At 48.2% G+C, this 24,554-nt stretch carries 17 protein-coding genes and 7 tRNA genes; 17 read left to right on the top strand and 7 right to left on the bottom strand.

Annotated features, from left to right (window positions below):
* Positions 1 to 47: 47 nt before the first annotated feature.
* Positions 48 to 938 carry an RNA polymerase sigma factor RpoS gene (gene rpoS, locus KDN34_RS11315; RefSeq protein WP_228730484.1) on the top strand — a complete coding sequence of 297 codons (891 nt, stop codon included), beginning with the start codon at positions 48 to 50 and terminating at the stop codon, positions 936 to 938.
* 98 nt (positions 939 to 1,036) lie between these two features.
* A protein-coding gene (locus KDN34_RS11310) for an IS3 family transposase (protein ID WP_212593878.1) occupies positions 1,037 to 2,265 on the top strand; the annotation gives its coding sequence in 2 pieces (ribosomal slippage) (positions 1,037 to 1,388 and positions 1,388 to 2,265; 1,230 coding nt in all).
* Between the two features lie 56 nt (positions 2,266 to 2,321).
* On the opposite strand, the gene mutS is transcribed toward KDN34_RS11310, so the two are convergent.
* The gene (mutS, locus tag KDN34_RS11305; RefSeq protein WP_212596626.1) at positions 2,322 to 4,910 is read right to left on the bottom strand and encodes a DNA mismatch repair protein MutS; all 2,589 of its coding nucleotides are present in this window, start codon (positions 4,908 to 4,910) and stop codon (positions 2,322 to 2,324) included.
* Between the two features lie 299 nt (positions 4,911 to 5,209).
* On the opposite strand from mutS, the gene recA reads away from it, so the two are divergent.
* The 11 genes from recA to KDN34_RS11250 all read left to right on the top strand — a co-directional run bounded on the left by recA (position 5,210) and on the right by KDN34_RS11250 (position 11,323).
* Positions 5,210 to 6,280, top strand: a complete 1,071-nt coding sequence (recA, locus tag KDN34_RS11300; RefSeq protein WP_212593877.1) for a recombinase RecA — start codon at positions 5,210 to 5,212, stop codon at positions 6,278 to 6,280.
* A gap of 11 nt (positions 6,281 to 6,291) precedes the next feature.
* Positions 6,292 to 6,726 carry a regulatory protein RecX gene (locus KDN34_RS11295; RefSeq protein WP_212593876.1) on the top strand — a complete coding sequence of 145 codons (435 nt, stop codon included), beginning with the start codon at positions 6,292 to 6,294 and terminating at the stop codon, positions 6,724 to 6,726.
* 331 nt (positions 6,727 to 7,057) lie between these two features.
* Positions 7,058 to 9,679 (top strand): alanine--tRNA ligase, encoded by a 2,622-nt coding sequence (gene alaS / locus KDN34_RS11290; RefSeq protein ID WP_212593875.1) that lies wholly within the window; start codon positions 7,058 to 7,060, stop codon positions 9,677 to 9,679.
* Positions 9,680 to 10,203: 524 nt separating this feature from the next.
* Complete coding sequence (gene csrA / locus KDN34_RS11285) at positions 10,204 to 10,401, top strand: carbon storage regulator CsrA (RefSeq protein ID WP_133039664.1); 198 nt, start codon at positions 10,204 to 10,206, stop codon at positions 10,399 to 10,401.
* Between the two features lie 208 nt (positions 10,402 to 10,609).
* Positions 10,610 to 10,701: transfer RNA gene (locus KDN34_RS11280), tRNA-Ser, on the top strand.
* Between the two features lie 19 nt (positions 10,702 to 10,720).
* A tRNA-Arg gene (locus tag KDN34_RS11275) sits at positions 10,721 to 10,797 on the top strand.
* Positions 10,798 to 10,826: 29 nt separating this feature from the next.
* Positions 10,827 to 10,903 (top strand) — tRNA-Arg (locus tag KDN34_RS11270).
* Positions 10,904 to 10,930: 27 nt separating this feature from the next.
* A tRNA-Arg gene (locus KDN34_RS11265) sits at positions 10,931 to 11,007 on the top strand.
* 37 nt (positions 11,008 to 11,044) lie between these two features.
* A tRNA-Arg gene (locus KDN34_RS11260) sits at positions 11,045 to 11,121 on the top strand.
* A 27-nt stretch (positions 11,122 to 11,148) separates the two neighbouring features.
* Positions 11,149 to 11,225 (top strand) — tRNA-Arg (locus KDN34_RS11255).
* A 6-nt stretch (positions 11,226 to 11,231) separates the two neighbouring features.
* A tRNA-Ser gene (locus KDN34_RS11250) sits at positions 11,232 to 11,323 on the top strand.
* A gap of 611 nt (positions 11,324 to 11,934) precedes the next feature.
* Here the strand turns inward: KDN34_RS11250 and KDN34_RS11245 are convergent.
* Together KDN34_RS11245 and KDN34_RS11240 are read right to left on the bottom strand one after the other, a co-directional pair.
* A complete protein-coding gene (locus KDN34_RS11245; protein WP_212593874.1) occupies positions 11,935 to 12,102 on the bottom strand; it encodes a hypothetical protein in 168 nt (55 codons plus the stop codon).
* A 105-nt stretch (positions 12,103 to 12,207) separates the two neighbouring features.
* On the bottom strand, positions 12,208 to 13,452 hold the full coding sequence (locus tag KDN34_RS11240) for a dicarboxylate/amino acid:cation symporter (RefSeq protein WP_212593873.1): 1,245 nt from the start codon (positions 13,450 to 13,452) through the stop codon (positions 12,208 to 12,210).
* A 437-nt stretch (positions 13,453 to 13,889) separates the two neighbouring features.
* Here KDN34_RS11240 and KDN34_RS11235 point away from each other — a divergent pair, with 437 nt between their 5' ends.
* From KDN34_RS11235 to KDN34_RS11220, 4 genes are all read left to right on the top strand, one after another.
* Positions 13,890 to 16,751 carry a M16 family metallopeptidase gene (locus KDN34_RS11235; RefSeq protein ID WP_212593872.1) on the top strand — a complete coding sequence of 954 codons (2,862 nt, stop codon included), beginning with the start codon at positions 13,890 to 13,892 and terminating at the stop codon, positions 16,749 to 16,751.
* Between the two features lie 261 nt (positions 16,752 to 17,012).
* Positions 17,013 to 18,605, top strand: coding sequence for a glutamate--cysteine ligase (gene gshA / locus KDN34_RS11230; RefSeq protein ID WP_212593871.1), 1,593 nt, complete (start codon positions 17,013 to 17,015; stop codon positions 18,603 to 18,605).
* Positions 18,606 to 18,634: 29 nt separating this feature from the next.
* Entirely contained in the window at positions 18,635 to 19,030 is a 396-nt protein-coding gene (locus KDN34_RS11225; protein ID WP_212593870.1) for a hypothetical protein, read from the top strand.
* Between the two features lie 145 nt (positions 19,031 to 19,175).
* Positions 19,176 to 19,769, top strand: coding sequence for a transglycosylase SLT domain-containing protein (locus KDN34_RS11220; RefSeq protein WP_407695769.1), 594 nt, complete (start codon positions 19,176 to 19,178; stop codon positions 19,767 to 19,769).
* Between the two features lie 9 nt (positions 19,770 to 19,778).
* Here the strand turns inward: KDN34_RS11220 and KDN34_RS11215 are convergent, their stop codons facing one another.
* The 4 genes from KDN34_RS11215 to dauA form a co-directional block, all read right to left on the bottom strand.
* On the bottom strand, positions 19,779 to 20,942 hold the full coding sequence (locus KDN34_RS11215) for a sensor domain-containing diguanylate cyclase (RefSeq protein WP_212593869.1): 1,164 nt from the start codon (positions 20,940 to 20,942) through the stop codon (positions 19,779 to 19,781).
* Between the two features lie 30 nt (positions 20,943 to 20,972).
* Positions 20,973 to 22,055 (bottom strand): 5-(carboxyamino)imidazole ribonucleotide synthase, encoded by a 1,083-nt coding sequence (gene purK, locus KDN34_RS11210; protein ID WP_212593868.1) that lies wholly within the window; start codon positions 22,053 to 22,055, stop codon positions 20,973 to 20,975.
* A complete protein-coding gene (gene purE, locus KDN34_RS11205) occupies positions 22,055 to 22,546 on the bottom strand; it encodes a 5-(carboxyamino)imidazole ribonucleotide mutase (protein ID WP_212596624.1) in 492 nt (163 codons plus the stop codon). Before purE ends, purK begins: the two co-directional genes overlap by 1 nt.
* 256 nt (positions 22,547 to 22,802) lie before the next feature.
* Entirely contained in the window at positions 22,803 to 24,545 is a 1,743-nt protein-coding gene (dauA, locus tag KDN34_RS11200; RefSeq protein WP_212593867.1) for a C4-dicarboxylic acid transporter DauA, read from the bottom strand.
* Between the last annotated feature and the right edge of the window lie 9 nt (positions 24,546 to 24,554).

Genomic DNA, 24,554 nt, shown 5'->3' with positions numbered 1-24,554 from the left:
ATAATACCAACGCTTCCGTGCAAGAATTTGAAGATTTTTCAGTTGAGATGGATTTACAGCAGGCTGATGCCTTAGCAGAGCGTGTACAGGATGATCTGCAAAAGAATTTAGATGCCACTCAGCTGTATTTAAGTGAAATCGGTTTTTCCCCCTTATTAACTGCCGAAGAGGAAGTTTATTTTTCGCGCAAAGCTCTCCGCGGTTGTGAAAAATCGCGCAACCGAATGATTGAAAGCAATCTACGATTGGTAGTAAAAATTGCCCGTCGTTATAACAATCGCGGGTTAGCACTGCTTGACCTGATCGAGGAAGGTAATCTCGGCCTCATTCGAGCCGTAGAAAAATTTGACCCAGAACGAGGCTTCCGTTTCTCTACATATGCTACATGGTGGATCCGTCAAACTATTGAACGGGCCATTATGAATCAGACCCGTACTATTCGCTTACCTATTCATGTTGTAAAAGAACTTAACGTTTATCTGCGTACCGCCAGGGAACTAGCACACAAGTTGGACCATGAGCCTACTGCGGAAGAGATCGCGTCAAAGTTAGAACTGCCAAGTGCTGACGTTAGTCGCATGCTTAAGCTTAATGAAAAAATTACGTCGGTGGATACACCCATCGGTGGTGATAATGAAAAAGCTTTATTGGATGTGTTGCCTGACGATGATAGCTATACACCAGATGCGCAGGTACAGGATGAGGATATCTCTAAATCTGTGGTGAAATGGCTGAATGAACTAAGCACCAAACAGCGGGAAGTGTTAGCGCGCCGTTTTGGTCTGCTGGGATATGAGCCAGCAACGCTGGAGGATGTCGGCGCTGAAATTGGTCTGACTCGAGAACGAGTCAGACAGATCCAGGTGGAAGCGTTAAAACGTCTGCGTGATATGATTTCAGGGCAAGGGTTGTCAGTAGAAGCCCTGTTTAAAATGTAATTCAGTCGCTGTTTGGATTAAAAAGCGCACATAAACGTGCGCTTTTTTGTGTCAGTTTGTCCCGTCCTGAAATACGTTGACATAAAGAGGACTTCTTTATGGCGACATCAACTAACTCAAGCCGTAAGCGCACGCAACGTGATTACACCTTAGCCTTTAAATTAGGTGTCGTAGAGCGTGTCGAAAAAGGCGAGATGACGTACAAACAAGCCCAGCAGCGCTTTGGCATTCAGGGTAAGACAACCGTACTCGTTTGGCTCAGAAAGCATGGTAGACTCGATTGGTCGAAACCTTTTCAGCATCCCCTTATGCCACATTCAAAAGAAACCCCAGCACAAACTATCAAACGCCTTGAGCGTGAGTTAGCCGAAGAGAAACTGCGTAACCAAATCCTCAATGGTATGGTCGATATCATGGATAATGAATACGGAGCTGGTTTAAGAAAAAAGTACTTATCCGGTATGTCTGGCAAGCCAAAGCCAAAAGAGAAATAAACCTGGCAGCCGTATGTCGTGCTGTCGGTATTTCAAGGCAAGGTGTTTACCAGGCAGTTGCCCGGATGAATAGTCGGAGAACGGAATTATCGGTCATCAAAGACTCCGTACAATACTGGCGTAAATATATGCCGCGATTGGGCACACGCAAGCTCTACACATTGATAAAACCTATGCTGATTGAACAGGATATCAAACTCGGACGGGATGGATTCTTTACCTATTTGAGAAATGAGGGCTTGCTGGTGAAGCCTAAGCGAAGTTACACCAAAACGACGTTTAGCAAGCACTGGATGAAGAAGCATCCCAACCTGCTGAAAGCAGACGGGCTGCATGATGCAGCGCATGTACTGGTCAGCGATATCACTTATCTTGAGTCAGACCAAGGCGTGCACTATCTGTCACTGGTTACCGATGCCGTATCACGCAAGATAGTCGGTCATCACTTGAGTACAGACATGAAAGCAGACAGCGTGGTGAAAGCGCTGAAAATGGCGGTTAGGGATAAGCGCTATATCGCTAATGCAGTGCATCACTCAGACCGGGGAGCGCAGTATTGCGCAGCCGTTTATCAGGATGAACTGATAGCGAACCATATTCAGCCGTCAATGACAGACGGTTATGATTGCTATCAAAATGCACTAGCGGAAAGAGTCAATGGCATACTGAAGCAAGAGTTTTTCCTGTATCGATGTAAAACGCTGGAAGAGCTGAAGAGACTTGTTCGAGAATCGATAGCGATATATAACGAAATGAGACCACACCTGAGTTTAGATATGGCAACACCCAATCAGGTGCACAATAGAAAAGGCCAGCTACGGGAGCTGGCCTAAAAACTGTCAACCTATCTTAGGACGGGACAGTTACTGTTATTCAGCTAAGGAGATGTTTAGTGCTGTTTCGCTAATGTTTGCAGTTTGTATAACAAATCCAGTGCCGATTTTGGCGTCAGTTCATCAAGGTTGAGTCGCTTAAGCGTTAGTTCCACTTCTGAAATTTCATTTTCAAATGGCAGGCTGGATTGCAGCGGTGTAACGGCACCTTGGTGCTGGTGGCTGTCTCTCGCTTCCAACTCTTTCAATTTCATTTTGGCAGCTTTGATCACCGTCGTCGGTACGCCAGCCAGCGCCGCTACCTGTAACCCATAACTTTTACTGGCCGCGCCTTCCTGTACGGCATGCATAAACACAATGGTGTCGGCATGTTCCATGGCATCCAGGTGCACATTTATGACCTGTGGTAATAACTCAGATAGCTGCGTTAATTCGAAATAGTGGGTGGCAAACAGCGTTAAGGCTCCTAATTGACGAGCCAGGTATTCTGCGGCTGCCCAGGCCAATGACATCCCATCATAGGTTGAAGTACCTCGACCAATTTCATCCATCAGTACCAAACTATTGGCCGTGGCATTGTGCAGAATATTTGCCGTTTCTGTCATCTCAACCATAAAGGTAGAGCGGCCTGAAGCCAGGTCATCAGAGGCCCCAATTCGCGTAAAAATTCTGTCAACCGGGCCAATCGTGGCGTGCGCTGCTGGGACAAAACTGCCGATGTGGGCCATCAGTGTGATCAAGGCTACCTGACGCATATAGGTGGATTTACCGCCCATATTGGGACCGGTCACAATGAGCATTCGTCGGTTTGGATTTAGGACAACCGGATTCGCGATAAAAGGCGATTGACTCACTCTTTCGACCACAGGATGTCGCCCTTCGTCGATATCAATACCGGTGCTGTCAGTCAGGTTAGGCTGGCAGTAACCAAAGGATTCAGCCCGTTCAGCAAAATTACTCAACACATCCAGTTCTGATGCTGCCACCGCGAAGCACTGTAGTGCATAAAGTTTGGGTAGCAGATGGTCGAACAGTTCGTCCCATAACTGTTTTTCCAGTGCTAAGGCTTTGCCCTGACTCGAAAGCACTTTCTCCTCATACTCTTTTAACTCAGGAATAATATAGCGTTCGGTATTTTTCAGCGTCTGACGACGTTGGTAACTCAAAGGAACCTGTGCCGATTGTCCGCGGGATACTTCAATGTAATAACCATGTACCCGATTAAACCCAACTTTTAATGTTGCAATACCGGTTCGTTCTTTTTCTCGTACTTCCAACTGCTGTAAATAATCGGACGCGCCGTCGCTCAAGCTTCGCCACTCATCAAGTTCAGCGTTATAGCCTTCGCGAATGACACCTCCATCACGAATTAGTACGGGCGGATTATCAATGATGGCGCGCTGTAACAGTGACAATTCCTCAGGAAATTCGCTGATCTGCTCGCTGAGGTAACGCAGGTGTGGTTGCTTCATCGTACTGAGTTGTTGTTGGATCTCAGGAAGCAGTTCTAAGGCCTGACGCAAACGCGCTAGATCCCGCGGTCTGGCATTACGGATCGCTAAACGGGCGACAATTCGTTCAACGTCTCCCAGCGATTTCAACACGTCGTGCAGCTGTTCATACTGTCCGCAAGACAGTAATTCTGCCACTGCATTATGCCGTGCTTCAATCAATGTGCGACTGCGTAGTGGTTGATGGATCCAGCGTTGCAGCATACGGCTACCCATTGGCGTTGCGGTGGCATCCAATACCGATGCAAGGGTATTTTCGCGACCGCCAGATAAGTTCTGTGTTAACTCCAGGTTTCGTCTGGTGGCCGCATCCAGCACTATGCTGTCACTTGGGCTGAATTGATGAATCGCATTGATATGGGGCAGGGCGGTGCGCTGAGTATCACGCACATATTGCATTAAGCAGCCAGCCGCTTGCAGCGACAAGCGCGCTTGATGAATGCCAAATCCCTGTAAGTCTTTGGTACCGAACTGATCCAATAAAAAGCGCATGGCGGTATCAAAATCAAATTCCCACTCTGGACGGCGACGTTTACCTTTGATGCTGCTTAGCAGTTGTTGCTGCGAGAAATCTTCGCTATATAGCAGCTCTGCGGGTCTGGTTCGTTGCAACTCAGCTTCTAGACTTTCAAGATCTTCCAGTTCTGTAACGATGAAACGTCCTGACGCAACATCTAGCGTGGCATAGCCGAAGCCGGTTTTCCCCTCATAAACTGCAGCTAGCAGGTTATCCTGCCGCTCTTGTAGCAATGCTTCATCAGTCAGTGTTCCGGGGGTAACGATACGTACAACTTTCCGTTCAACCGGTCCTTTTGCCAACGCAGGGTCACCAATCTGTTCACAGATTGCCACGGATTCGCCCTGTTGCACCAGTTTCGCCAGGTAGGTTTCCACTGCATGATAGGGGATGCCCGCCATGGGAATCGGCTCTCCGCCACTCTTACCTCGAGCAGTCAATGAGATCCCCAGCAGCTCGGAGGCGCGACGTGCGTCATCGTAAAACAGCTCGTAAAAGTCTCCCATGCGATAAAACAGCAACATATCGCTGTGTTGGGCCTTCGTCGACAGGTACTGCCGCATCATGGGGGTGTGCTTTTCGAGATCGTCATCGAGGCTAATAGCTGAATTTTGCATCATAAACTTGTGCGGGTCTTTCCTTCGTTATCCGGACAATGATGTCCGCAATCTGGATGGCAATATTAACAGTTATTTGAAAGTGATGAAGTTTACTCTCACAAATTTTGCCATCTCTTTGATACAAAAAGGACATTGTTGCTAATGCATTATTAATGCAAATAAATTAATCATACACAGGACTTGATACTGTATGATTGTACAGTATACTACTGGATAAACGTGATAACGATTTATACCCGATTGGGTGCAGACAGGCATTTCAGACAACAATTTGGTTGTCGTAAGAGGGAACCAGAATGAAGATTGATCCGAATAAAGAGAAAGCGTTAAACGCCGTGTTGGGCCAGATTGAAAAGCAGTTTGGTAAAGGCTCGATTATGAAATTGGGTGAAGATCGAAGCATGGATGTGGAAACGATTTCCACCGGTTCGCTCTCTCTGGATATCGCATTAGGGGCTGGAGGCTTACCATTAGGCCGTATCGTTGAAATTTACGGACCTGAATCTTCTGGTAAAACTACGCTTACCTTAGAAGTGATCGCTGCCGCGCAACGGGAAGGCAAGGTTTGTGCTTTTATCGATGCCGAACATGCTTTGGATCCTATTTATGCCCGTAAGTTAGGGGTAGATATTGATAATCTGCTGTGTTCTCAGCCAGATACTGGGGAGCAGGCACTGGAAATCTGTGATGCTCTGACTCGCAGTGGTGCTGTGGATGTCATCATCGTCGACTCGGTAGCAGCGTTAACACCCAAAGCAGAAATTGAAGGGGAAATTGGTGACTCTCACATGGGCTTGGCAGCACGAATGATGAGTCAGGCCATGCGTAAGCTCGCTGGTAATCTCAAACAATCCAACACCTTGCTTATATTTATTAACCAAATCCGTATGAAGATTGGGGTGATGTTTGGTAACCCGGAAACCACAACCGGTGGTAACGCGCTGAAATTCTATGCGTCCGTGCGTCTGGATATTCGTCGTACGGGTTCTATCAAAGAAGGTGATGAAGTCGTTGGTAACGAAACGCGCGTTAAGGTGGTGAAAAACAAAGTTGCTGCACCATTCAAACAAGCCGATTTCCAGATCTTATATGGTCAAGGCATCAACCGAGTTGGTGAATTGGTCGATCTTGGTGTGGCTCATAAGTTGATTGAAAAGGCTGGCGCTTGGTATAGCTACAAAGGCGATAAAATTGGCCAGGGCCGAGCCAACGCGGGCAAATTCCTGCAGGATAATCCAGAAGTGGCGCAGGAGATTGATACCCAGTTGCGGGAAATGCTGCTGCATAAAGGTGGTGTTGGTGCAACAGCGGCTACTGAAACCGTTGGTGAAGATAATATCGATATGGAAACCGGAGAAATCTTCTGAGCGATTCACTGATGGATATCGCGGTTGCGCTGCTAGCGCGCCGCGATTACAGTCGGGGAGAATTGTGTTCCCGGCTGGCAGATAAAGGATTTACCAAAACAGATATTGATGTGGCTGCCAGTACATTAGAAGCCAAGGGTTTTATCGATGATTCACGCTATGCCGGTGCTTTAGTTCGCGCTCAGATTGCCAAAGGGCATGGACCGACACGCATTCGCCAAAGTGGATTACAAAAGGGGTTATCTAAAGACTGTATTGATGGGGCGTTAGCTGCTGCTGATTGTGATTGGTTTGCGTTAGCTCGTGAAAGAGCGTTAAAGAAGTATGGCAACAATGCCAGCGCAGTTGATGCTAAAGAACGTGCTAGACGGATTCGGCACTTGATAGGGCAAGGCTTTAGCTATGATCAGATAGCTTATGGACTTGATTATGATCCTTACGAGTAAGCATCACACAGTTAACTTGTTTCATACAAATAGTGGTTACTAATACAGGTTACTGCTCTAAAAGGGGCTTTTCAGCCTTAGATTTTTTACGCGTTTACCACTCTTCTTAATTACCCGGTTTTTCATTGCTCCTTGCTTGGTTAGCTATCGCGCTAAATATCGGGCTGATGTCCTTTTTGTTGTTAATATATCCACTCTGACCTGGGTGATTCTGATTGGTATTCTGTGCCTGCACGCTTATAATGACTGACTATTACGCGTAACAGTGGCCGGCAGCCTAGCTCCAGGCCATTTTTTGTAGTTTACAGCCCAAGTTATTCAGGACGATTTCATGTATCAGACCACCGCCGCACTGCGAAGTGCATTTCTGGAGTTTTTCCGAAAAAATGGTCATCAGGTAGTAGACAGCAGTTCCCTGGTGCCAGGGAATGACCCAACACTGCTGTTCACTAATGCCGGGATGAACCAGTTTAAAGATGTGTTCCTTGGCAATGATAAACGCAGTTACAGCCGCGCGACTACCGCGCAGCGTTGTGTAAGAGCTGGCGGTAAACATAACGATCTGGATAACGTCGGTTACACTGCACGTCACCATACATTCTTCGAAATGTTAGGTAATTTTAGTTTCGGTGACTATTTCAAACACGATGCGATTCGCTTTGCCTGGACCTTTTTGACTGAAGAGTTAAAACTTCCAAAAGAAAAGCTGTGCGTTACCGTCTACCAGAATGACGATGAAGCCTTCAATATCTGGAATAAAGAGATAGGTATTCCGGCAGAAGATATTATTCGCATCGGCGACAATAAAGGCGCGCCATATGCGTCCGACAATTTCTGGCAGATGGGCGATACCGGTCCTTGCGGTCCTTGTACGGAAATCTTTTACGATCACGGCGCACATATCTGGGGTGGCCGTCCAGGTACACCAGAAGAAGACGGTGATCGTTTTATCGAAATTTGGAATATCGTGTTCATGCAGTTCAACCGTCAAGCAGACGGTAGTATGCTGCCATTGCCGAAGCCGTCAGTAGATACCGGCATGGGACTCGAACGTATCTCTGCGATTATGCAGAAGGTACATTCCAACTATGAAATCGACGTATTCAAAATTCTGATTGCCAAGGCGGCAGAAATCATTGGTGTCAGTGATCTTGAAGAAAAATCCCTGCGGGTAATCGCCGACCATATTCGTTCCTGTGCCTTTCTGGTCGCTGATGGTGTAATGCCGTCCAACGAAGGTCGAGGTTATGTGTTGCGCCGTATTATTCGCCGTGCCGTGCGCCACGGGTACAAGCTCGGTGCCACAGATACGTTCTTCTACAAATTAGTGCCCACTCTGATTGAAGTGATGGGCGATGCGGCTAAAGATCTTAAAGCAACCCAAAGCGTTGTTGAAAATGCCTTGAAAGCCGAAGAAGAACAGTTCGCTCGCACACTGGAACGTGGCTTAGGTATCCTCGATGGCGCATTAGCCGATCTTAAAGGCGATGTACTTGATGGTGAAACAGCCTTCAAACTATACGATACCTATGGCTTCCCATTAGATCTGACTGCAGACGTTTGTCGTGAGCGCAACATTACCGTAGATGAAGCTGGTTTCGATGTCGCCATGGCGGCTCAGCGCAGCCGCGCTCAAGCTGCGGGTCAATTTGCTGCGGACTACAATGCAGGTATCAAAACTGATATCAACAGTCATTTCTGTGGTTATGACGCATTAACCGGTGAAGGCAAGGTTCAGGCAATCTATGTGAACGGTCAACTGGTAGATGCGTTATTGCCTGGACAGGAATCCGTAATTATTCTCGACAATACCCCTTTTTATGGTGAGTCAGGTGGTCAGGTAGGCGATAAAGGCCAACTGTTGGCTGAGGCTGCTGAGTTTGATGTACAAGATACCCAGAAATATGTTCAGGCAATCGGGCATATTGGGGTACTCACTAGCGGTAGTCTCAAGCTAGGTCAGACCGTAAAAGCATTAGTAGACAAAAAGTTGCGTCACCGGACGCAGTTAAACCACTCTGTGACACACCTATTACATGCAGCCCTGCGCAAGGTCTTGGGAACTCATGTGGCGCAAAAAGGCTCGTTGGTTGAACCTGAACGGTTGCGTTTTGACTTCTCTCATTTTGAAGCGATGACTGCAGCGCAACTGCAAGAAGTGGAAGATCTGGTGAACACACAGATCCGCCGCAATCATCAATTGCAGACCGCAGAAATGGATCTGGAACAGGCGAAAGCCAAAGGGGCAATGGCGCTGTTTGGTGAAAAATATGATACCCGTGTTCGCGTCGTGACTATGGGCGATTTTTCTGTGGAATTATGCGGTGGTACCCACGTGGGGCGTACCGGTGATATCGGCGTTTTCAAGATTGTTTCTGAAAGTGGTATTGCTGCTGGCATTCGGCGTATTGAGGCCGTCACTGGCGCAGCTGCCATGGCATATATTGCCCAGCAGCAACAGGAACTGGCTGAAGCTGCGGCATTGCTCAAAGGTGATACTCACTCTGTTGTTGCTAAGCTTAAAGCGCAATTAGATCGCGCTAAGCAACTGGAGAAAGAAATTTCGCAGCTAAAAGATAAATTGGCTGCTGCTGCAAGCGCTGATTTAGTCACTGAAGCGACTAATGTATCAGGCACTAAGGTACTGGTTAAATTGCTGGAAGGGGTTGATGCGGGCGCTTTACGCGGATTGCAGGATGAACTGAAACAAAAATTGCAATCAGGTATCGTGGTTCTTGGCACTGCTCATGATGACAAGGTTAACCTAATCGCGGGTGTGACCAAGGATCTTACTGCTAAAGTCAAAGCGGGTGACTTGGTGGCAATGGTTGCCGCTCAGGTGGGGGGAAAAGGTGGTGGCCGTCCTGATATGGCTCAGGCTGGCGGAAGCGAACCAGAAAAACTCCCCGCTGCTCTGGCATCGGTGTTACCTTGGCTGCAGGAACGTCTGTAAGTCATTAATCTGAGCGACTGGTGAACGCCTTTTATCAGTGTAATTCTCAGTCGTCAGTAAACGGTCGGCGCTAAATCAATGGGTTCTGTGGAGCCCATTGATTTAGCGCCGACCTATTTTTGATATCACATGAGATGAGCGCGAACGTTATTGCCAGCAACTTGCGAACAGGGAATCCAATGGACTTTAGTTTTTGGCCCCCCTAGCTGTTGCTACGGAACCCCGAATCGTGTCGGTGAGTGTTCATAAAAAACAGCTATGTGTGACATAAGTAGGCGGCGCATGCTTAAATTTATCATTGTTAAGCTGCGGAATTTACAGACGACATATTCGTCAGATGAATAACTGACGCATATGCTGATAGGGCTGTTCGCGTGCTGCATCACGGTTTTTGACTAAATAAGGTATCGCAAAACAAGGGTTTTAGTATTGAATACTATTATTTTGTACTAAGCTCACCTTATAATAGACATCAGAACGGATAAGCGCCGTAATAAAGATATGGATAATAGAGGAGCAATCTAATGCTGATTTTGACCCGCCGAGTTGGCGAAACACTGATGATTGGTGACGAAGTCACAGTGACTGTGTTGGGGGTAAAAGGCAACCAGGTGCGTATCGGCGTAAATGCGCCCAAAGAAGTCTCTGTGCATCGTGAAGAGATTTATCAACGCATTCAGTCCGAAAAGAGCGGCTCTTCTTCTGAAGGCGGCGACTATTGATCCTATGCTGTTGGATCTGCCTGATGTAGTCTGAAGAGCCAGCTTTGATAGCTGGCTTTTTATTTACTCAACATCTAAAAAGCCTTGTTTTTGGCGGTGTTGCAGCGTTATTGCGCGATATGATTAAAAACAGGGCAAACGGTTTGCCTTTCCCAAAAAGCGTTTGACTTATTTTCTTCAAACAGTAATATGTGCGCCAAGAAAAAGCGGAGAGGTGGCCGAGTGGCCGAAGGCGCTCCCCTGCTAAGGGAGTATGGGCTTTAACTCCCATCGAGGGTTCGAATCCCTCCTTCTCCGCCATTTTCTTAACGAAAAAACTGCGCATGTAGCTCAGCTGGATAGAGTACCTGGCTACGAACCAGGTGGTCGGAGGTTCGACTCCTTCCATGCGCACCATTTCGTTTTAGCAGTAAAGAATACGTTCTGCGCATGTAGCTCAGCTGGATAGAGTACCTGGCTACGAACCAGGTGGTCGGAGGTTCGACTCCTTCCATGCGCACCATTCTGCTTTATTTCCCATTGATTCCATGCGCATGTAGCTCAGCTGGATAGAGTACCTGGCTACGAACCAGGTGGTCGGAGGTTCGACTCCTTCCATGCGCACCATTGGGATTTATCGCCTGCGCTTAACAGACAATCAACTGCGCATGTAGCTCAGCTGGATAGAGTACCTGGCTACGAACCAGGTGGTCGGAGGTTCGACTCCTTCCATGCGCACCATTGTCTGCCTATTTTTTTTCAAATTATGCGCATGTAGCTCAGCTGGATAGAGTACCTGGCTACGAACCAGGTGGTCGGAGGTTCGACTCCTTCCATGCGCACCAATTTGCGGAGAGGTGGCCGAGTGGCCGAAGGCGCTCCCCTGCTAAGGGAGTATGGGCTTTATCTCCCATCGAGGGTTCGAATCCCTCCTTCTCCGCCATTTTATTCCTTGAGTGGCACTGGACTGTAGTGTCCACTATTTCCCGACTGTTTGTTAAATCGTTTTTCCATAGGGTCAGGTGTGTATGTCTCCGGCGGATTCATAGCCGAGCGAGCTCTTGCGCATCATCCCATCATGCTTCACTGGTTCCGTTGGGTGGATAGCCAGTAACTGAGTTAGCATGGCGATGACATTTCCCTTACTAGTCAAGGTCAAACTCATGTTACTGCATTTCGCTGGAATAGTAATAGCAGCGGTCATGCGGGGTAGCCGGCAGATATGGGTAATGTTTGCAGTGGAAATTTTCATGTCACCGTTCGCGTAAATCGTCTCGGTTATCCTGACCATTTTGGTTCTTTTCCTGTTGCAGATTTCCCTATCTGCTCTGCCATATAGCAGCCCTCGGATACGGCCAGCCATAATATCAGCGGGGAATTCCCTTCTGACTTCTGTCGGATGCCGGCAGCCTCCCGGTCTAGGATGAGCATCCGGCGGTCATTCAGAACGCTTTAGCGTGGATGTCGTTCGCCGTTTAGCCATTTTCAGTCCGCCATTCATACTCCTGCCAGTTAACATTATCTAAGAGTCAAAACGGCGGTATTGTTTACAAGCTAAGCGGTTAGCCAGATGGCTAATGCAAGCATGCAGATGATGATAGCACTAACCCCAATGATCCATACAAAGCCTCGGGCTCCCTGTGATATCGGAATGCCGTTGTAGCGTAAAAATGCCAGCCACAATAAACATAAAATGAGCGGTAAAAAAAGAAAACGCCCCATAGACAAAGGTTCCTTTCAATTGCTTGGCATTATGATAGCAGTGGTTATTTCAGATAAGCAAAAGGCCGCTATAACGCGGCCTTAATAGTATGTTACCTAGCCTTGTTAGGCGGCTTCTGCTTGATTCTCGGCGCGGTAAAACTGCGCTTGGTCAAACTCATTTTCTGACTTGCCGACCACAACAGCCGTCATCATGTCACCAGTGATATTGGTACAAGTGCGGATCATATCTATTACCCTGTCTATTGCAGCGATAAATCCTATCCCTTCCAGTGGTAGACCGATCACACCTAATGTTACGGTTAACATCACCATAGCACTGCCTGGAACGCCGGCAGTACCTACGGACGCGACCGTAGCGGTAATGGCAATCAGCATATAATCCGTCATATCCAATGGAATGCCATAAATCTGAGCGATAAAAATAGAGGCAATGGCCGGGTAGATGCCGCCACAGCCATCCATATTCATGGTGGCACCAAGCGGTAGTACAAAGGCGCTGTAACGTTCCGATACGCCCATCGACTGCGTGCAACGCGTAGTGACAGGCAAAGTGCCATAGCTGGATGCGGTGCTGAATGCAACCAGCTGGGCAGGCATTGCTTTACGGAAGAATTGCAAGGGGCTGAGGCCTGCAGCAAATTTCACTAAGCCGCCATAGACACAAATGATGTGTAGCAGTGCGGCGATATAAATCGCCAGGATAAATTTAGCTAAAGGCGCTAGCGTTGAAAGACCATATTTACCGACTACCCAGGCCATCAACCCAAAGACACCAATTGGAGTTAATTTAAGTACCAGCCGTGTCAGTTGGAACATCACCTCAGCACCGGAGTGGATGGCGTCTTTGAGTGGTTTTGCTTTTTCGCCCACCATATTGATGGAAATTCCGACCAATGCTGCAAACACTATAATCTGTAAGACCTTACCTTGCGCAAGCGACTGGAATGGATTCAGCGGGATCATATCCAGTAACACTTGTGCGAAGCCTGGCACATTGCGTTCGCGCACCTCAGTAGCCGCCAGATTCATGGTGCCCCCCATATCGATAACACTACCTACGGCCAAACCGATAAGGGAGGCAATGGTGCCGGTGAGCATAAACATGCCCAGGGTTTTGGCACTTAGGCGTTTAAGCCCAACTTCGCTGCCTAATGCAGTGATACTGGAAACGATGGCACAAAATACTAGAGGTGCGACCAGCATGGTGATGGCTTTAATGAACAGATCACCTAGTGGTTTTAATATTGTGGCCTTATCGCCAAGGATCACACCTAACAGTGCGCCCAGGACAAAGCCGGTGATAACTTTTTGCCAAAATGGAATACGTTGATAAGTTTGCCAAATCATGTGAAATCCAGGGTTTATTGGTCGTTATCGACCTGTTGTGATTATGGTGTCGGCCATGAGGAAGTAATATTGAGTCATAGTCGCGAATAGGAATTGTAATCCTTTGCTATTAGCCCCAGATAAAACCTTTTCTTATAGCTTATAGTCATAATAAAATTTGTCTTAATTGTTTTAAAGTTTAAATTGATGTTAACCATAACGGTTGCGACTATTTCGTTGGGGTAACTTTTCGCCGCTTTGTTTTAGCGATGAATCAGTTATTTTAGCGCGGTTAAGCCGTTCTGCTCTCAACATCCAGCAGTGCAGTTAATCTGGCGAAACTTCCATTTACAAATTACAGCCTTAAGCTTTATCACCGACACCGGTTAGTCTTAACAAAGGTGTAAATTAACCATTTATAATCCAGACGGGTTCAATGAAATGTTAAGGAGTAACAGATGACACGATGGTTATTGGTAGCAGCAGTATCTGCGGCACTAGCAGGATGCGCCGCAGAGCAGTTGCCGCAACAGGTCGGGGCTACTGCTGCAGCTCAACTGCCCGCTGGCGTGACGTTGGTAGAGACCTACACGCCAAAAGCTGGGGAAATCGGTATTCCCTATCGGAAATATCGCTTAGCGAATGGACTGACGGTATTGTTACATGAGGATCATTCTGATCCACTGGTCAAAGTTGATATAACTTATCATGTCGGTTCAGACCGTGAACTGCCGGGAAGAACCGGATTTGCCCATCTGTTTGAACACATGATGTTTCAAGGTTCTGAGCACGTCGCCGATGAGCAGCATTTTAAAGTGGTCACTGAAGCGGGCGGTGAACTGAATGGTACGACCAATAGTGATCGTACTAACTATTTTGAAACTGTTCCCAGCAATCAATTGGAAAAAATGCTGTGGCTCGAATCCGATCGTATGGGTTATTTGCTTCCTGCATTGACGGAGCAAAAATTTGAGGTTCAGCGCGCTACCGTAAAAAACGAGCGAGCACAGCGAATAGATAATCGCCCTTATGGGCGGATGAATGAACGGTTTGAGCAGGCCTTTTATCCGGTGGGACATCCTTACAGTTGGCCTGTGATTGGCTGGCCCGAAGATTTAGATCGTACCACTGCTCAGGATGTAAAAGACTTTTTCCGTCGTTGGTATGGCCCTAACAACGCGACCTTAACCATTGGCGGCGATATCGACGTTAATCAAACACTTACTTGGGTCAATAAGTACTTCAGTGACATTCCTCGCGGACCAGACGTTACACCGTTAGCAAAACCCTTGGTCACTTTGGACAAGACCCGTTACGTGTCGATGGAAGATAATATCCATTTGCCGCTGATCCAGATCGGTTTCCCAACGGTATACGCCCGCCATAAAGATGAGGCTCCGCTGGATTTACTGGCCAATATTTTAGGCGGTGGCAAGACATCGATCCTCTATAAGAACCTGGTGAAAGATGGTTATGCCGTACAGGCTGGCGCCAGTCATCCTTGTCAGGAATTATCTTGCAAACTGACAGTTTACGCACTGGCAAATCCAGCTAAAGGCAGCGCCCTGGCTCCCATCGAAAAGCTGATCCGTCAATCTATCGATGAATTTGAGACCCGGGGTGTGACAGATGAGGATTTGCAGAAGGTAAAAATTCAGTTTCGGGCGCACTCTATTTTCTCGTTGCAAAGTGTTTCTGGCAAAGTTTCTTCATTAGCTGCAAACCAGACCTTTACCGGTAATCCCAATCAGATTGGCAACGATCTGGCGCGTTATGATGCCGTAACTAAAGATGATGTTATGCGCGTGTTCCGTGAATACGTCAGAGGTAAACCCTCAGTTGTCATCAGTGTGGTCCCTAAGGGCGGCGAAGCCTTAGTCGCAGCAGCAGATAATTTTACCCCGACCAAGCCCGCTATTGCCGATAAGGCTGTGATGGGCTTGTCCGCCGCCGCGCTACCGGAGCACAGCAGCTTTGATCGCAATGTCATGCCGCTAGCGGCCAAAGCCCCAGTGCTGAAGGTTCCTGAACTTTGGGATGCGAAGTTGACGGATCACATTGCAATCATGGGAACGCAGAGCACTGAAACTCCCACCACCGAACTGATCGTGTACCTGAATGGTGGTCATCGTCTGGAGCCTTTGAATAAATCCGGACTGGCCGCACTCACTGCCGATATGCTTAATGAATCCAGTGCAAAACGTAGTAGTGAAGATCTGGCCCAGGCCCTGGAATTACTGGGATCAAGTGTCAGCTTCAGTGCCAGCGACTACCAGAGCGTGATCCGCGTGACATCACTGACAGAAAATCTGGATAAGACGATAGCCATTGTCAAAGAACGTTTGCTAGAACCAGGGTTCAAAGACACGGACTTCAACCGTGTCAAACAGCAAACGTTACAGACACTGCAGCATATGGCGTCAGATCCTAACTATCTGGCCAATGAAGGGTTCTCCAAACTGTTATTTGGTAGTGACAACAGTCTCGGAATCAGTAGCGGCGGCACGTTGCAAACCGTTGCCGGTATCACGTTAGCTGATGTTAAGGCCTTTTATGCCGAGCAATATCGTGCAGGTAATGCCCAGATGGTTACTGTCACCGATTTGCCTGAAGCACAATTGCTGGCAAAACTGCAGCCTTTGACTGCGTGGCAAGGGACGGCCATGCCATTACCTGCAGCAGGCTCATTACCGGAAAGTCATCCAGGTGTGGTTTTCCTGATTGATAAACCCGGGGCCGCACAATCCGTGATCAGCATTGGTAAAAGGGCTTTACCCTATGATGCCACTGGCGATTTCTTTAAAACCTATCTGATGAATTACCCGCTCGGTGGCGCCTTTAACAGCCGTATCAATCTGAATCTTCGTGAGGATAAAGGTTACACCTATGGCGCTCGTAGCTTCTTCGCCGGCGGCAGTGAGCTGGGGTATTTCGAAGCCACCGCCAGCGTGCGAACGGATGTCACCGATAAGGCGCTGGCGGAATTTATGAAAGAAATCAGTCATTACTACGCGAATGGTATGACGCCTGATGAGCAAGCATTTATGCGGGCATCCATCAGCCAAGGGAAAGCTCTGGATTATGAAACGCCCTATCAGAAAGCTGGTTTTATCCGCATGATCCAGAAATACCAGTTGCCGCATGATTTTACCGCAGAGCAGGATAAAATTATTGCACAGATAAGCATAGAACAGCTGAACCAACTGGCTAAACAGTGGCTGGATCCTGCATCAATGCAGATGTTGGTGGTAGGGGATAAGTCTAAAATTGAGGCGGGGTTGCAAGCGTTAGGTTATAAGGTAGTAAACCTGCCCTTGTAATACCGAATTTCAACCCCCATATCCAGATGATCACCCCCAAAAGGTGGTCAGATAATTAACAGAGCGATGATGGTTAGTAACTGTCATCGCTCTGTGTCCGAATAAATTGCACTTGCCTGACAGCCCTCTTAGGCCTTATGTTGGGCAGCATCTTACAAGCAGCACCGGAATGTCCGTCGCGACCAGAGCTCGATTCTCTGGGAATTCGGGTGTCTCGACTGTAATGGTATTTATGCAGTCGCCGGAAAAGAGATAATCAATTTGAAGCCATTTAGCGAAACATTAGCACAGCTCTCCAATGCTGGCGGCCGCGCAGCCCTGTTGGGTATGCAGCGAGGGATCGAACGGGAAACGTTGCGGATTGATGCTGATAATCAGCTTGCGATGGACCCTCATCCAGCCGCGTTGGGCGCCGCCCTGACCAATTCCCGCATTACCACTGATTACAGTGAAGCCTTGCTGGAATTTATTACTCCGGTTTGCGGTGATATTGATGAAATGCTTAAAGGTCTGACGGAAACTCATGCATTTGCGTTACGTCATCTCAATGACCAGAAGTTATGGCCGGTGAGTATGCCTTGTTATGTCGGGGATGAGCGAAAAATACCCATTGCCTATTATGGCACCTCAAATAACGGCAAAATGAAGCGCCTTTACCGTAAGGGATTGACTTATCGTTATGGTGCTCTGATGCAGATTATTGCCGGGGTGCATTTTAACTTTTCAGTGTCTGATGAGCTTTGGCAGTTGTTATATGAACAGAGTGATAAACATTTGACTCTGTGTGATTTTAAATCAGAACGCTATTTTGGATTGATCCGAAATTACCGCCGTTTAGTTTGGGTTTTGCCCTATTTGTTTGGCGCTTCACCGGCGTTGTGTGGCTCGTTTATCAAGGGACAGAAAACCGAATTGGCATTTGAAAAAATGGGGCAGGGAACCCTGTTCTTACCTTATGCCACGTCGTTGCGCATGAGTGATTTGGGTTATACCAATAAAGAACAGGAAAAGCTCTCCATCAGTTATAACTCGTTAACTGAGTATCTGGATGGCATCCGCGCAGCCATTAAAATGCCCTCGCAGAAATTTGCCAACATTGGCGTCAAAGTTGATGGCGAATATCGTCAGCTTAACGCCAATATTTTGCAGATCGAAAACGAATTTTATGCGCCTATCCGTGCGAAACGGGTAGCGCATGACGGAGAAAAGCCTTCTGAAGCATTAGCGCGTGCAGGTGTTGAATATATTGAAGTCAGAGCACTCGATGTCAATCCTTTCAGTCCGGTTGGCGTTGAAGCATCGCAATTGCGGCTGTTGGACCTGTTTTTGTTGTACTGCCTGTTATCACCGTCAGCCGTAACTGATGATGCTGGCGAGAAAGAAGTCGCCGCCAACCTGAAGGCAGTAGTGCTCGAAGGTCGTAAACCCGATTTAATGTTACAACGTGATGGAAAGGCAATTTCCAGACATCAGTGGTTACAGGCGCTGTTTGCCAAGCTGTCAATGTTAGCAGAGCTGCTCGATGGTAATGACACTTACCAATACCGTGAAGCCCTGGCATTCTGGCAGCAAGCGGTGGAAGATCCTAACAAGACCCTTTCTGGGCGGGTGTTGTCGCGGTTGACTGAAAGTGGTCAATCACATGGCGCTTGGGTGAAAGCCTTGGCTGAACAGTATCGTCAGCAATTGCTTGATTATCCCCTATCGACCGCATCTATTGCTTCATTTGAGGCGGAAGCTGCCGCTTCAATCGCTAAGCAGCAACAGCAGGAGCAGGAAGATACATTGAATTTCGATGATTTCCTGGCGCAGTATTTCAATACCACAACAGCGAAGGATGTGCAGTTTACGTGAAATTTTGGCCGTTAATATGGGCGTTATCCATGCCGTTTCTGAGTGGATGCGCCTCGTCACCTGATGATGCCACAGCCTGTGGCATCGTTTCGACTTATGCTGAGCCAGTCCCCGCGCAGGAATTTTACCGGTTGGTAGTGACGCATGTTGATGGCAAGCCGGTGATATCGAAACCGAATTACCAGTTATCACCAGGCATGCATACTTTTCGTGTCTCGGAGCTGATTGATGCCCCTGAGCTGAAAGTGCGCTTGGCGGCCAGAGTCCCCAAAGATATCAACGTTAAGGTGCAAGCCGGGCAGCGTTATCAATTGGCGGCAAAATTTAATACCGATCGCCAGTACAGTGGGGATGATACCGGTTACTGGCAGCCGCAGATCCGTTCACAAGAAAGTGCAGAATGCGAACTGCCAACTGATAATTGATTTTCATGGTTGCAATTCGCTGATAATTCAGGTGAAACTAGCATTGATGTTATCTGGGACGTAGCCTAAGTACTTCCCAAAACAATGGGTAATGCTCGTGGTTTGTGACCGTATCATATGTTTTTCTTGCCTGCGGGCCGCGCCTTTGGCGTTGGCTGTTGTTTTATTGTCTGGATGTGCGGCGTCACCGCCTAAAGATCCAGACAACATCTGCTCCATCTTTAACGAACATCGCTCCTGGTACGATGCTGCAGTGGATGCCCGCGACAAATGGGGCGTACCTGTGCATGTACCGTTGGCAATGATGTATCAGGAAAGCTCATTCAAACACGATGCCGCGCCACCGATGGAGTATTTTCTGGGGTTCATTCCTATTGGCCGTGCCAGTGACGCCTATGGCTATGCTCAAGCCAAAACCATGACTTGGGACGACTATGTCCGCGAAACAGGCAACAGCTGGTCCAGTCGCAGTGACTTTGATGATGCAATGGATTTTATGGGATGGTTTATTTCTAAAACCCATAAAATCAATGGCGTTTCAAAGTGGGATGCCAAGAATCTTTACCTCAATTACCACGAAGGTTGGGGTGGTTTTAAGCGCGGAAGCTATCGCAGCAAACGCTGGTTAATCAAGGTATCCGATAAAGTTGAAGCGCGAGCCAAACGTTACGCCATCCAGTACCGCGGGTGCAAAGATGAGTTGGATTCCTCTTGGCTGTGGCGGTTATTTTTCGGTTAAGAGGTGGGCTTATTGACGGTGTTTGTCTATCACTCTCGCTGCTAAATCAATGCTTTCCGCCACGTTACCGTTGAATGGCACTGTGGCACAACTAAAATTAATTCCCGGTTGCTGCATAGCATAATCGTTGCGGATTTGTTGCAGCCATTCTGATAATTGCGTGTGTTCGCCATAGGAAAGTATCGCGAATTTGTCGCCGTTTAAACGACACATCAGTGCTTTGGCTGGCCACTTCTGCCGCAATATATTCGCCAGTTGCCGCAACACCTCGTCACCATGATCATGACCTTGTTCTTCGTTAATCCGTTTTAACTCATCGATATCCAGTAGGATCAGATAGCTTTGTAACTGCTGGCGCAATGGCCACTGTGACGCTTGCTGATCGAAATAACTGCGATTTGCGAGCCCGGTGAGCTGGTCGTAACAGCTGAGCTGATGAATTTGCTGGGATTTCTGATATAAGGCGACGGCATTGGCCGCCTCTTTGGAGAGAATATCAATGACCGTTGAATCATAGTCATTAAAACAATCTGGCTCTGTACTGTCGAGATTGAGCAACCCGTAAAGTTTTCCTTCAACATATATCGGGCTGGAGAGTGTCGCACGGATCAATTGGCCACCAAACAGCTGCCTGGCAATTTGATCATCTGTATTGTCGGTATCATTAATGATAATGACGCGATCACAGCGACCACCCGTCAGCCGATATTGGAATGTCTGCGGTAATAGCATATTAAGTTGTTGTAACTGTTTAAGTTCTTGGCCGTAAGCTGCAGCAAAATGCAGTTTACGATCGGGCCCTTGGATTACAATCACGGACCCCATCTCTGCACCTTCTACCAGTGCTACCGCCTTACTTAAAAAGGCATTCAGAAAACTCGATTCAGATTCGCACTTTGCCGGTAACGCCAGTAATTCACTGGTAGCGTCGCCCAACTCCTGCAATTGTTGCAACTGCTGCTGCAGACGATTCATTTGTCCCTGGTAGAGAAAATACCCCAAGGTGCTGGCAAGAATGAAAATAGTACAGACCCCGATCAGTAACAACCAAGGTACCTGCTGACCGCCACTGAAAGCCCAGAACAGTAACGAAATCAGCAGCAAAGACACCACCAGCAACCACCAGAGGAAGCCGGTTTTCACCAAGGGTCTGAAACTGGTAAATGGTGTCAATGCTGCAGTCCTGTTGCATAAAACTTGCGATCAGGCGTTAAAAAACTCCGCCATAATCCAATCTAGTGGTGCCTGATATTGCTGTGGCATCCACAATTTCAATTGATTAATGCTGTCTGCCAAATGTACCCGATTATGTACCGACAGATTAAGGTGCCCAACTTTTCGGCCAGGTCTTACTTCTTTGTTGTACCAGAAAAGTTCTGCGTTGGGCAGACTTAACCAGCGGTCATCTTTATCAATACCGATAAGATTTACCATAACACATTGAAAATTGACCTGTGGCCGATGTAACGGCAAATTACACAGCGCACGCAAATGCAGCTGGAATTGATCAATATGGCAGCCAGCCTGAGTCCAGTGTCCGGAGTTGTGTACTCGCGGCGCCAGTTCATTGACCAGCAACTTATCACCGAGTCGGAAACACTCCATCGCCATCACGCCCACGTAGTTCAGACCATGCATGATAGTGCTGAGCATCTCTTCTGCTTGTGTTTGCAGCGGCGCTAATCTTGATAGCGGTGCAATAGATGCCATCAGAATACCATCCTGATGCAGATTCAGCGTTAACGGATAAAAATAGCATTTTCCATCCTGGCCACGCGCCCCGACTAAAGACACTTCTTCATCGAAGTTGATTGCCTGTTCTGCAATTGCGAGATTGCGCCAGTCAGCAGGGATTTTGCTGTCTTCAGCCTGTTTCAGCCAGTGTTGTCCCCGTCCGTCATAACCGCCGGTGCGGCGTTTAAGCAATACGCGGTCACCGTAACGGCTGTGCAGTGTCGTTTCATCACTTTTATCGTCCACTGGCTCCCATGGAGCAGTGGCAACTTTTAATTCATCCAGCAGGCTTTTCTGTGTGAAACGATCCGCCAAACGACCAAATACCGGGCCGTTGATAAAATTAGCATGAGTGGAAAGCTGCAGGCTGAGGGCTGACTCTGGCCATTGTTCGCGTTCCGCTGTAATGATGTCATCCGCCGCCAACGGTAACTTCTCATCGGTCGGCACCATGATATCAATTGGTCTGACATCTAGTGCCAGAGGCTTGCCTGCGTGTGCCAGCATGGCACCGAGCTGACCATTACCCAGTACCCAAACTTTGGTGCTCATTATTCCTCCCGCGGATCTGGGTGTTCCAGAACTGCTTGTGTTTGAGCTTCACGGAAGGCTTCGAGGCGTGTTGCCAGTGCATCATCATGGGTTGCCAGGATCTGACACGCTAACAATCCCGCATTGAAGGCCCCAGCGGTACCGATGGCAAGTGTGCCTACGGCGATACCTTTGGGCATCTGTACGATGGACAACAGACTGTCCATGCCGTTTAACGCTTTACTCTGGACTGGGACCCCAAGTACTGGCAAGCGAGTTTTCGACGCCAACATCCCCGGCAAATGGGCTGCACCACCAGCACCACCAATGATGACTTTAAAACCTTTGTCTGCAGCACTGGCTGCGAATGAAATCAGTTTGTCTGGGGTGCGATGAGCACTAACCACTTCAACATGATATGGCACTTTGAGGGCATCCATGATTTCAGCGGCTGCTTCCATGGTGGGCCAATCGCTTTTTGAACCCATAACGACGGCAACGAGGGCTTGCATCATAACTCCTTAAAACAGCAAATTTTGCTCTAATTTATCGGTCTGCTGACAGATGTAGGGTAAAACAGACCCGGTCGCAGCGAAAGCGCCGGGTAAATGTGGCGGCATAATAGCATGATGGGGTTTAATTCGCTGCTTTGCTCACAGAAAATTCCGTTCTGATAACGCAACCAGTGCCACCAGTTCATCGCGCACAGTTGCTTCACCAGATTGAAAAAAAGACCGCATGAGCGGCCTTTTCCGAGATGTTTCGCAGTTACGGTATCGCGGGCAGTTCACCATCAAGTAACTCGGTCATTGATGGATAGAACTTGAGTGTCCCTGGGATCGGTTGAACTTTAGCTTTTGCCAGGGTACGAATTGGCTGAAATTGCAAATCGCTGATCAATAAGCGCGTGCCTTCGTACTGACATTTGTGCACCAATTTATTCAGTGCCGCCAGGCCGCCGGCATCCAACATGGAAACCCCTTCCAGGTTTAAGGCAATCACCTTTTTATCCCGGGCCATTGTGGCAAGCTCGGCAAAAATTCGCTCTGCGGCGGCAAAAAACAACGGTCCATTGATCTTAAGTACGGCCCAGTCATCCGGTACGGCGCGTTCCAGGTAACGCTTGTTGCCGGCAATGTCGTACAGGCGGGTCATTTCGGCAATCTCCTTCATGAATAACAAGGCGGCTAACATAATGCCGAAGGAGATAGCGACCACCATGTCGAACAATACGGTCAGCAGTAAACAACTGACAAAAACCAGAATATCGCTACGTGGTGCGGTTTTTATCAGATGAACCGCTTTGGGCGCTTCGCTCATATTCCACGCCACGACCATTAACAGCGCAGCCATCGCCGCCATTGGTAGATAAGAGAGAATGCCAGCTAAAACTACCAGTCCCAGCAACACCACGATGGCGTGGATCATTGCCGATACTGGACTATAGGCACCGGCACGAACGTTGGCTGCGCTGCGGGCGATAGCGGCTGTTGCCGTAATACCGCCAAATAGCGGGGCGATGATATTGCCGATGCCTTGGCCTAACAGCTCGCTGTTAGCACTGTGGCGTTTGCCCGTCATGCCGTCTAACACGACAGCGCACAGTAGCGACTCAATGGCACCGAGCATGGCAATCGCAAAGGCGGACGGTGCCAGCGTGCGGATACTTTCCCAGCTCAATCCCAATGGGGTGCCATCGGGTCCGGGACGTTGCCACGGCCATTCAAAACCAGGTAAGAATGGTGGAATACCATTACCTTGACCGCCATCGGCTAACAGGTAATGGAAGCGGCTGCCAATCGTCTCAACTTGCCAACCAAAATGGCTAAACAATAGCGCCAATAGGCTACCGACGATGATAGCGGGCAGATGCGCAGGTATTGGCAGTTTGAGTTTGGGCCAGGCTAACATGACAAACAGAGTTACCAGCGCAATGCTCAGGCTTGGCAGATGGGTCTGCGGTAACGCTAATGCCAGCGCCTGTAATTTGCCACCGATGTGTTCCGGCATCTCTTCAATGTGTAAGCCCAAGAAGTCTTTGATTTGTAGTATGGCAATAACAATCCCGATCCCGCCGGTAAAACCTAAGGTCACTGATTGCGGAATGTATTGAATCAGTCTGCCAAGACGCAACAGTGCCATAACAATTAAAATGATGCCTGACATCGCGGTTGCCATTAACAAACCGGCCAAACCGTATTGCTGTGCAATCGGGTATAGCAGCACTACAAAGGCTGCCGTTGGTCCAGAGATGGAGTAGCGAGAACCACCGCATAAGGCGATGATAAAACCACCAACAATTGAGGTATACAGACCATATTGTGGCGGAACCCCGCTAGCGATTGCCAGTGCCATAGCCAGGGGAATGGCGATGATCCCTACCGTAACGCCAGCCATCAGGTCCTGCAAAAAATGACGACCATTGTAGCCTTCACGGGTGAGTATTTCGCGCATCGCATAGCCCAGATGCAATGAAAATAGTTGGGTTCGAAAGTTGGTCGAATTGGGCACTGTGCAGAC

This window comes from Shewanella yunxiaonensis, assembly GCF_018223345.1.
Classification (GTDB): domain Bacteria; phylum Pseudomonadota; class Gammaproteobacteria; order Enterobacterales; family Shewanellaceae; genus Shewanella; species Shewanella yunxiaonensis.
Note: the sequence above shows the minus strand (reverse complement) of the source record. Positions and strands in the feature narration are given on the sequence as shown.

Coding starts and splice junctions, on each gene's coding strand:
- KDN34_RS11240 (WP_212593873.1), bottom strand. CDS start 13,452: ATGATTTGGCAAACTTATCAACGTATTCCATTTTGGCAAAAAGTTATC.
- KDN34_RS11235 (WP_212593872.1), top strand. CDS start 13,890: ATGACACGATGGTTATTGGTAGCAGCAGTATCTGCGGCACTAGCAGGA.
- purK (WP_212593868.1), bottom strand. CDS start 22,055: ATGAGCACCAAAGTTTGGGTACTGGGTAATGGTCAGCTCGGTGCCATG.
- KDN34_RS11295 (WP_212593876.1), top strand. CDS start 6,292: ATGGATATCGCGGTTGCGCTGCTAGCGCGCCGCGATTACAGTCGGGGA.
- csrA (WP_133039664.1), top strand. CDS start 10,204: ATGCTGATTTTGACCCGCCGAGTTGGCGAAACACTGATGATTGGTGAC.
- KDN34_RS11245 (WP_212593874.1), bottom strand. CDS start 12,102: ATGGGGCGTTTTCTTTTTTTACCGCTCATTTTATGTTTATTGTGGCTG.
- mutS (WP_212596626.1), bottom strand. CDS start 4,910: ATGCAAAATTCAGCTATTAGCCTCGATGACGATCTCGAAAAGCACACC.
- alaS (WP_212593875.1), top strand. CDS start 7,058: ATGTATCAGACCACCGCCGCACTGCGAAGTGCATTTCTGGAGTTTTTC.
- purE (WP_212596624.1), bottom strand. CDS start 22,546: ATGCAAGCCCTCGTTGCCGTCGTTATGGGTTCAAAAAGCGATTGGCCC.
- recA (WP_212593877.1), top strand. CDS start 5,210: ATGAAGATTGATCCGAATAAAGAGAAAGCGTTAAACGCCGTGTTGGGC.
- rpoS (WP_228730484.1), top strand. CDS start 48: ATGGATTTACAGCAGGCTGATGCCTTAGCAGAGCGTGTACAGGATGAT.
- KDN34_RS11225 (WP_212593870.1), top strand. CDS start 18,635: ATGCCGTTTCTGAGTGGATGCGCCTCGTCACCTGATGATGCCACAGCC.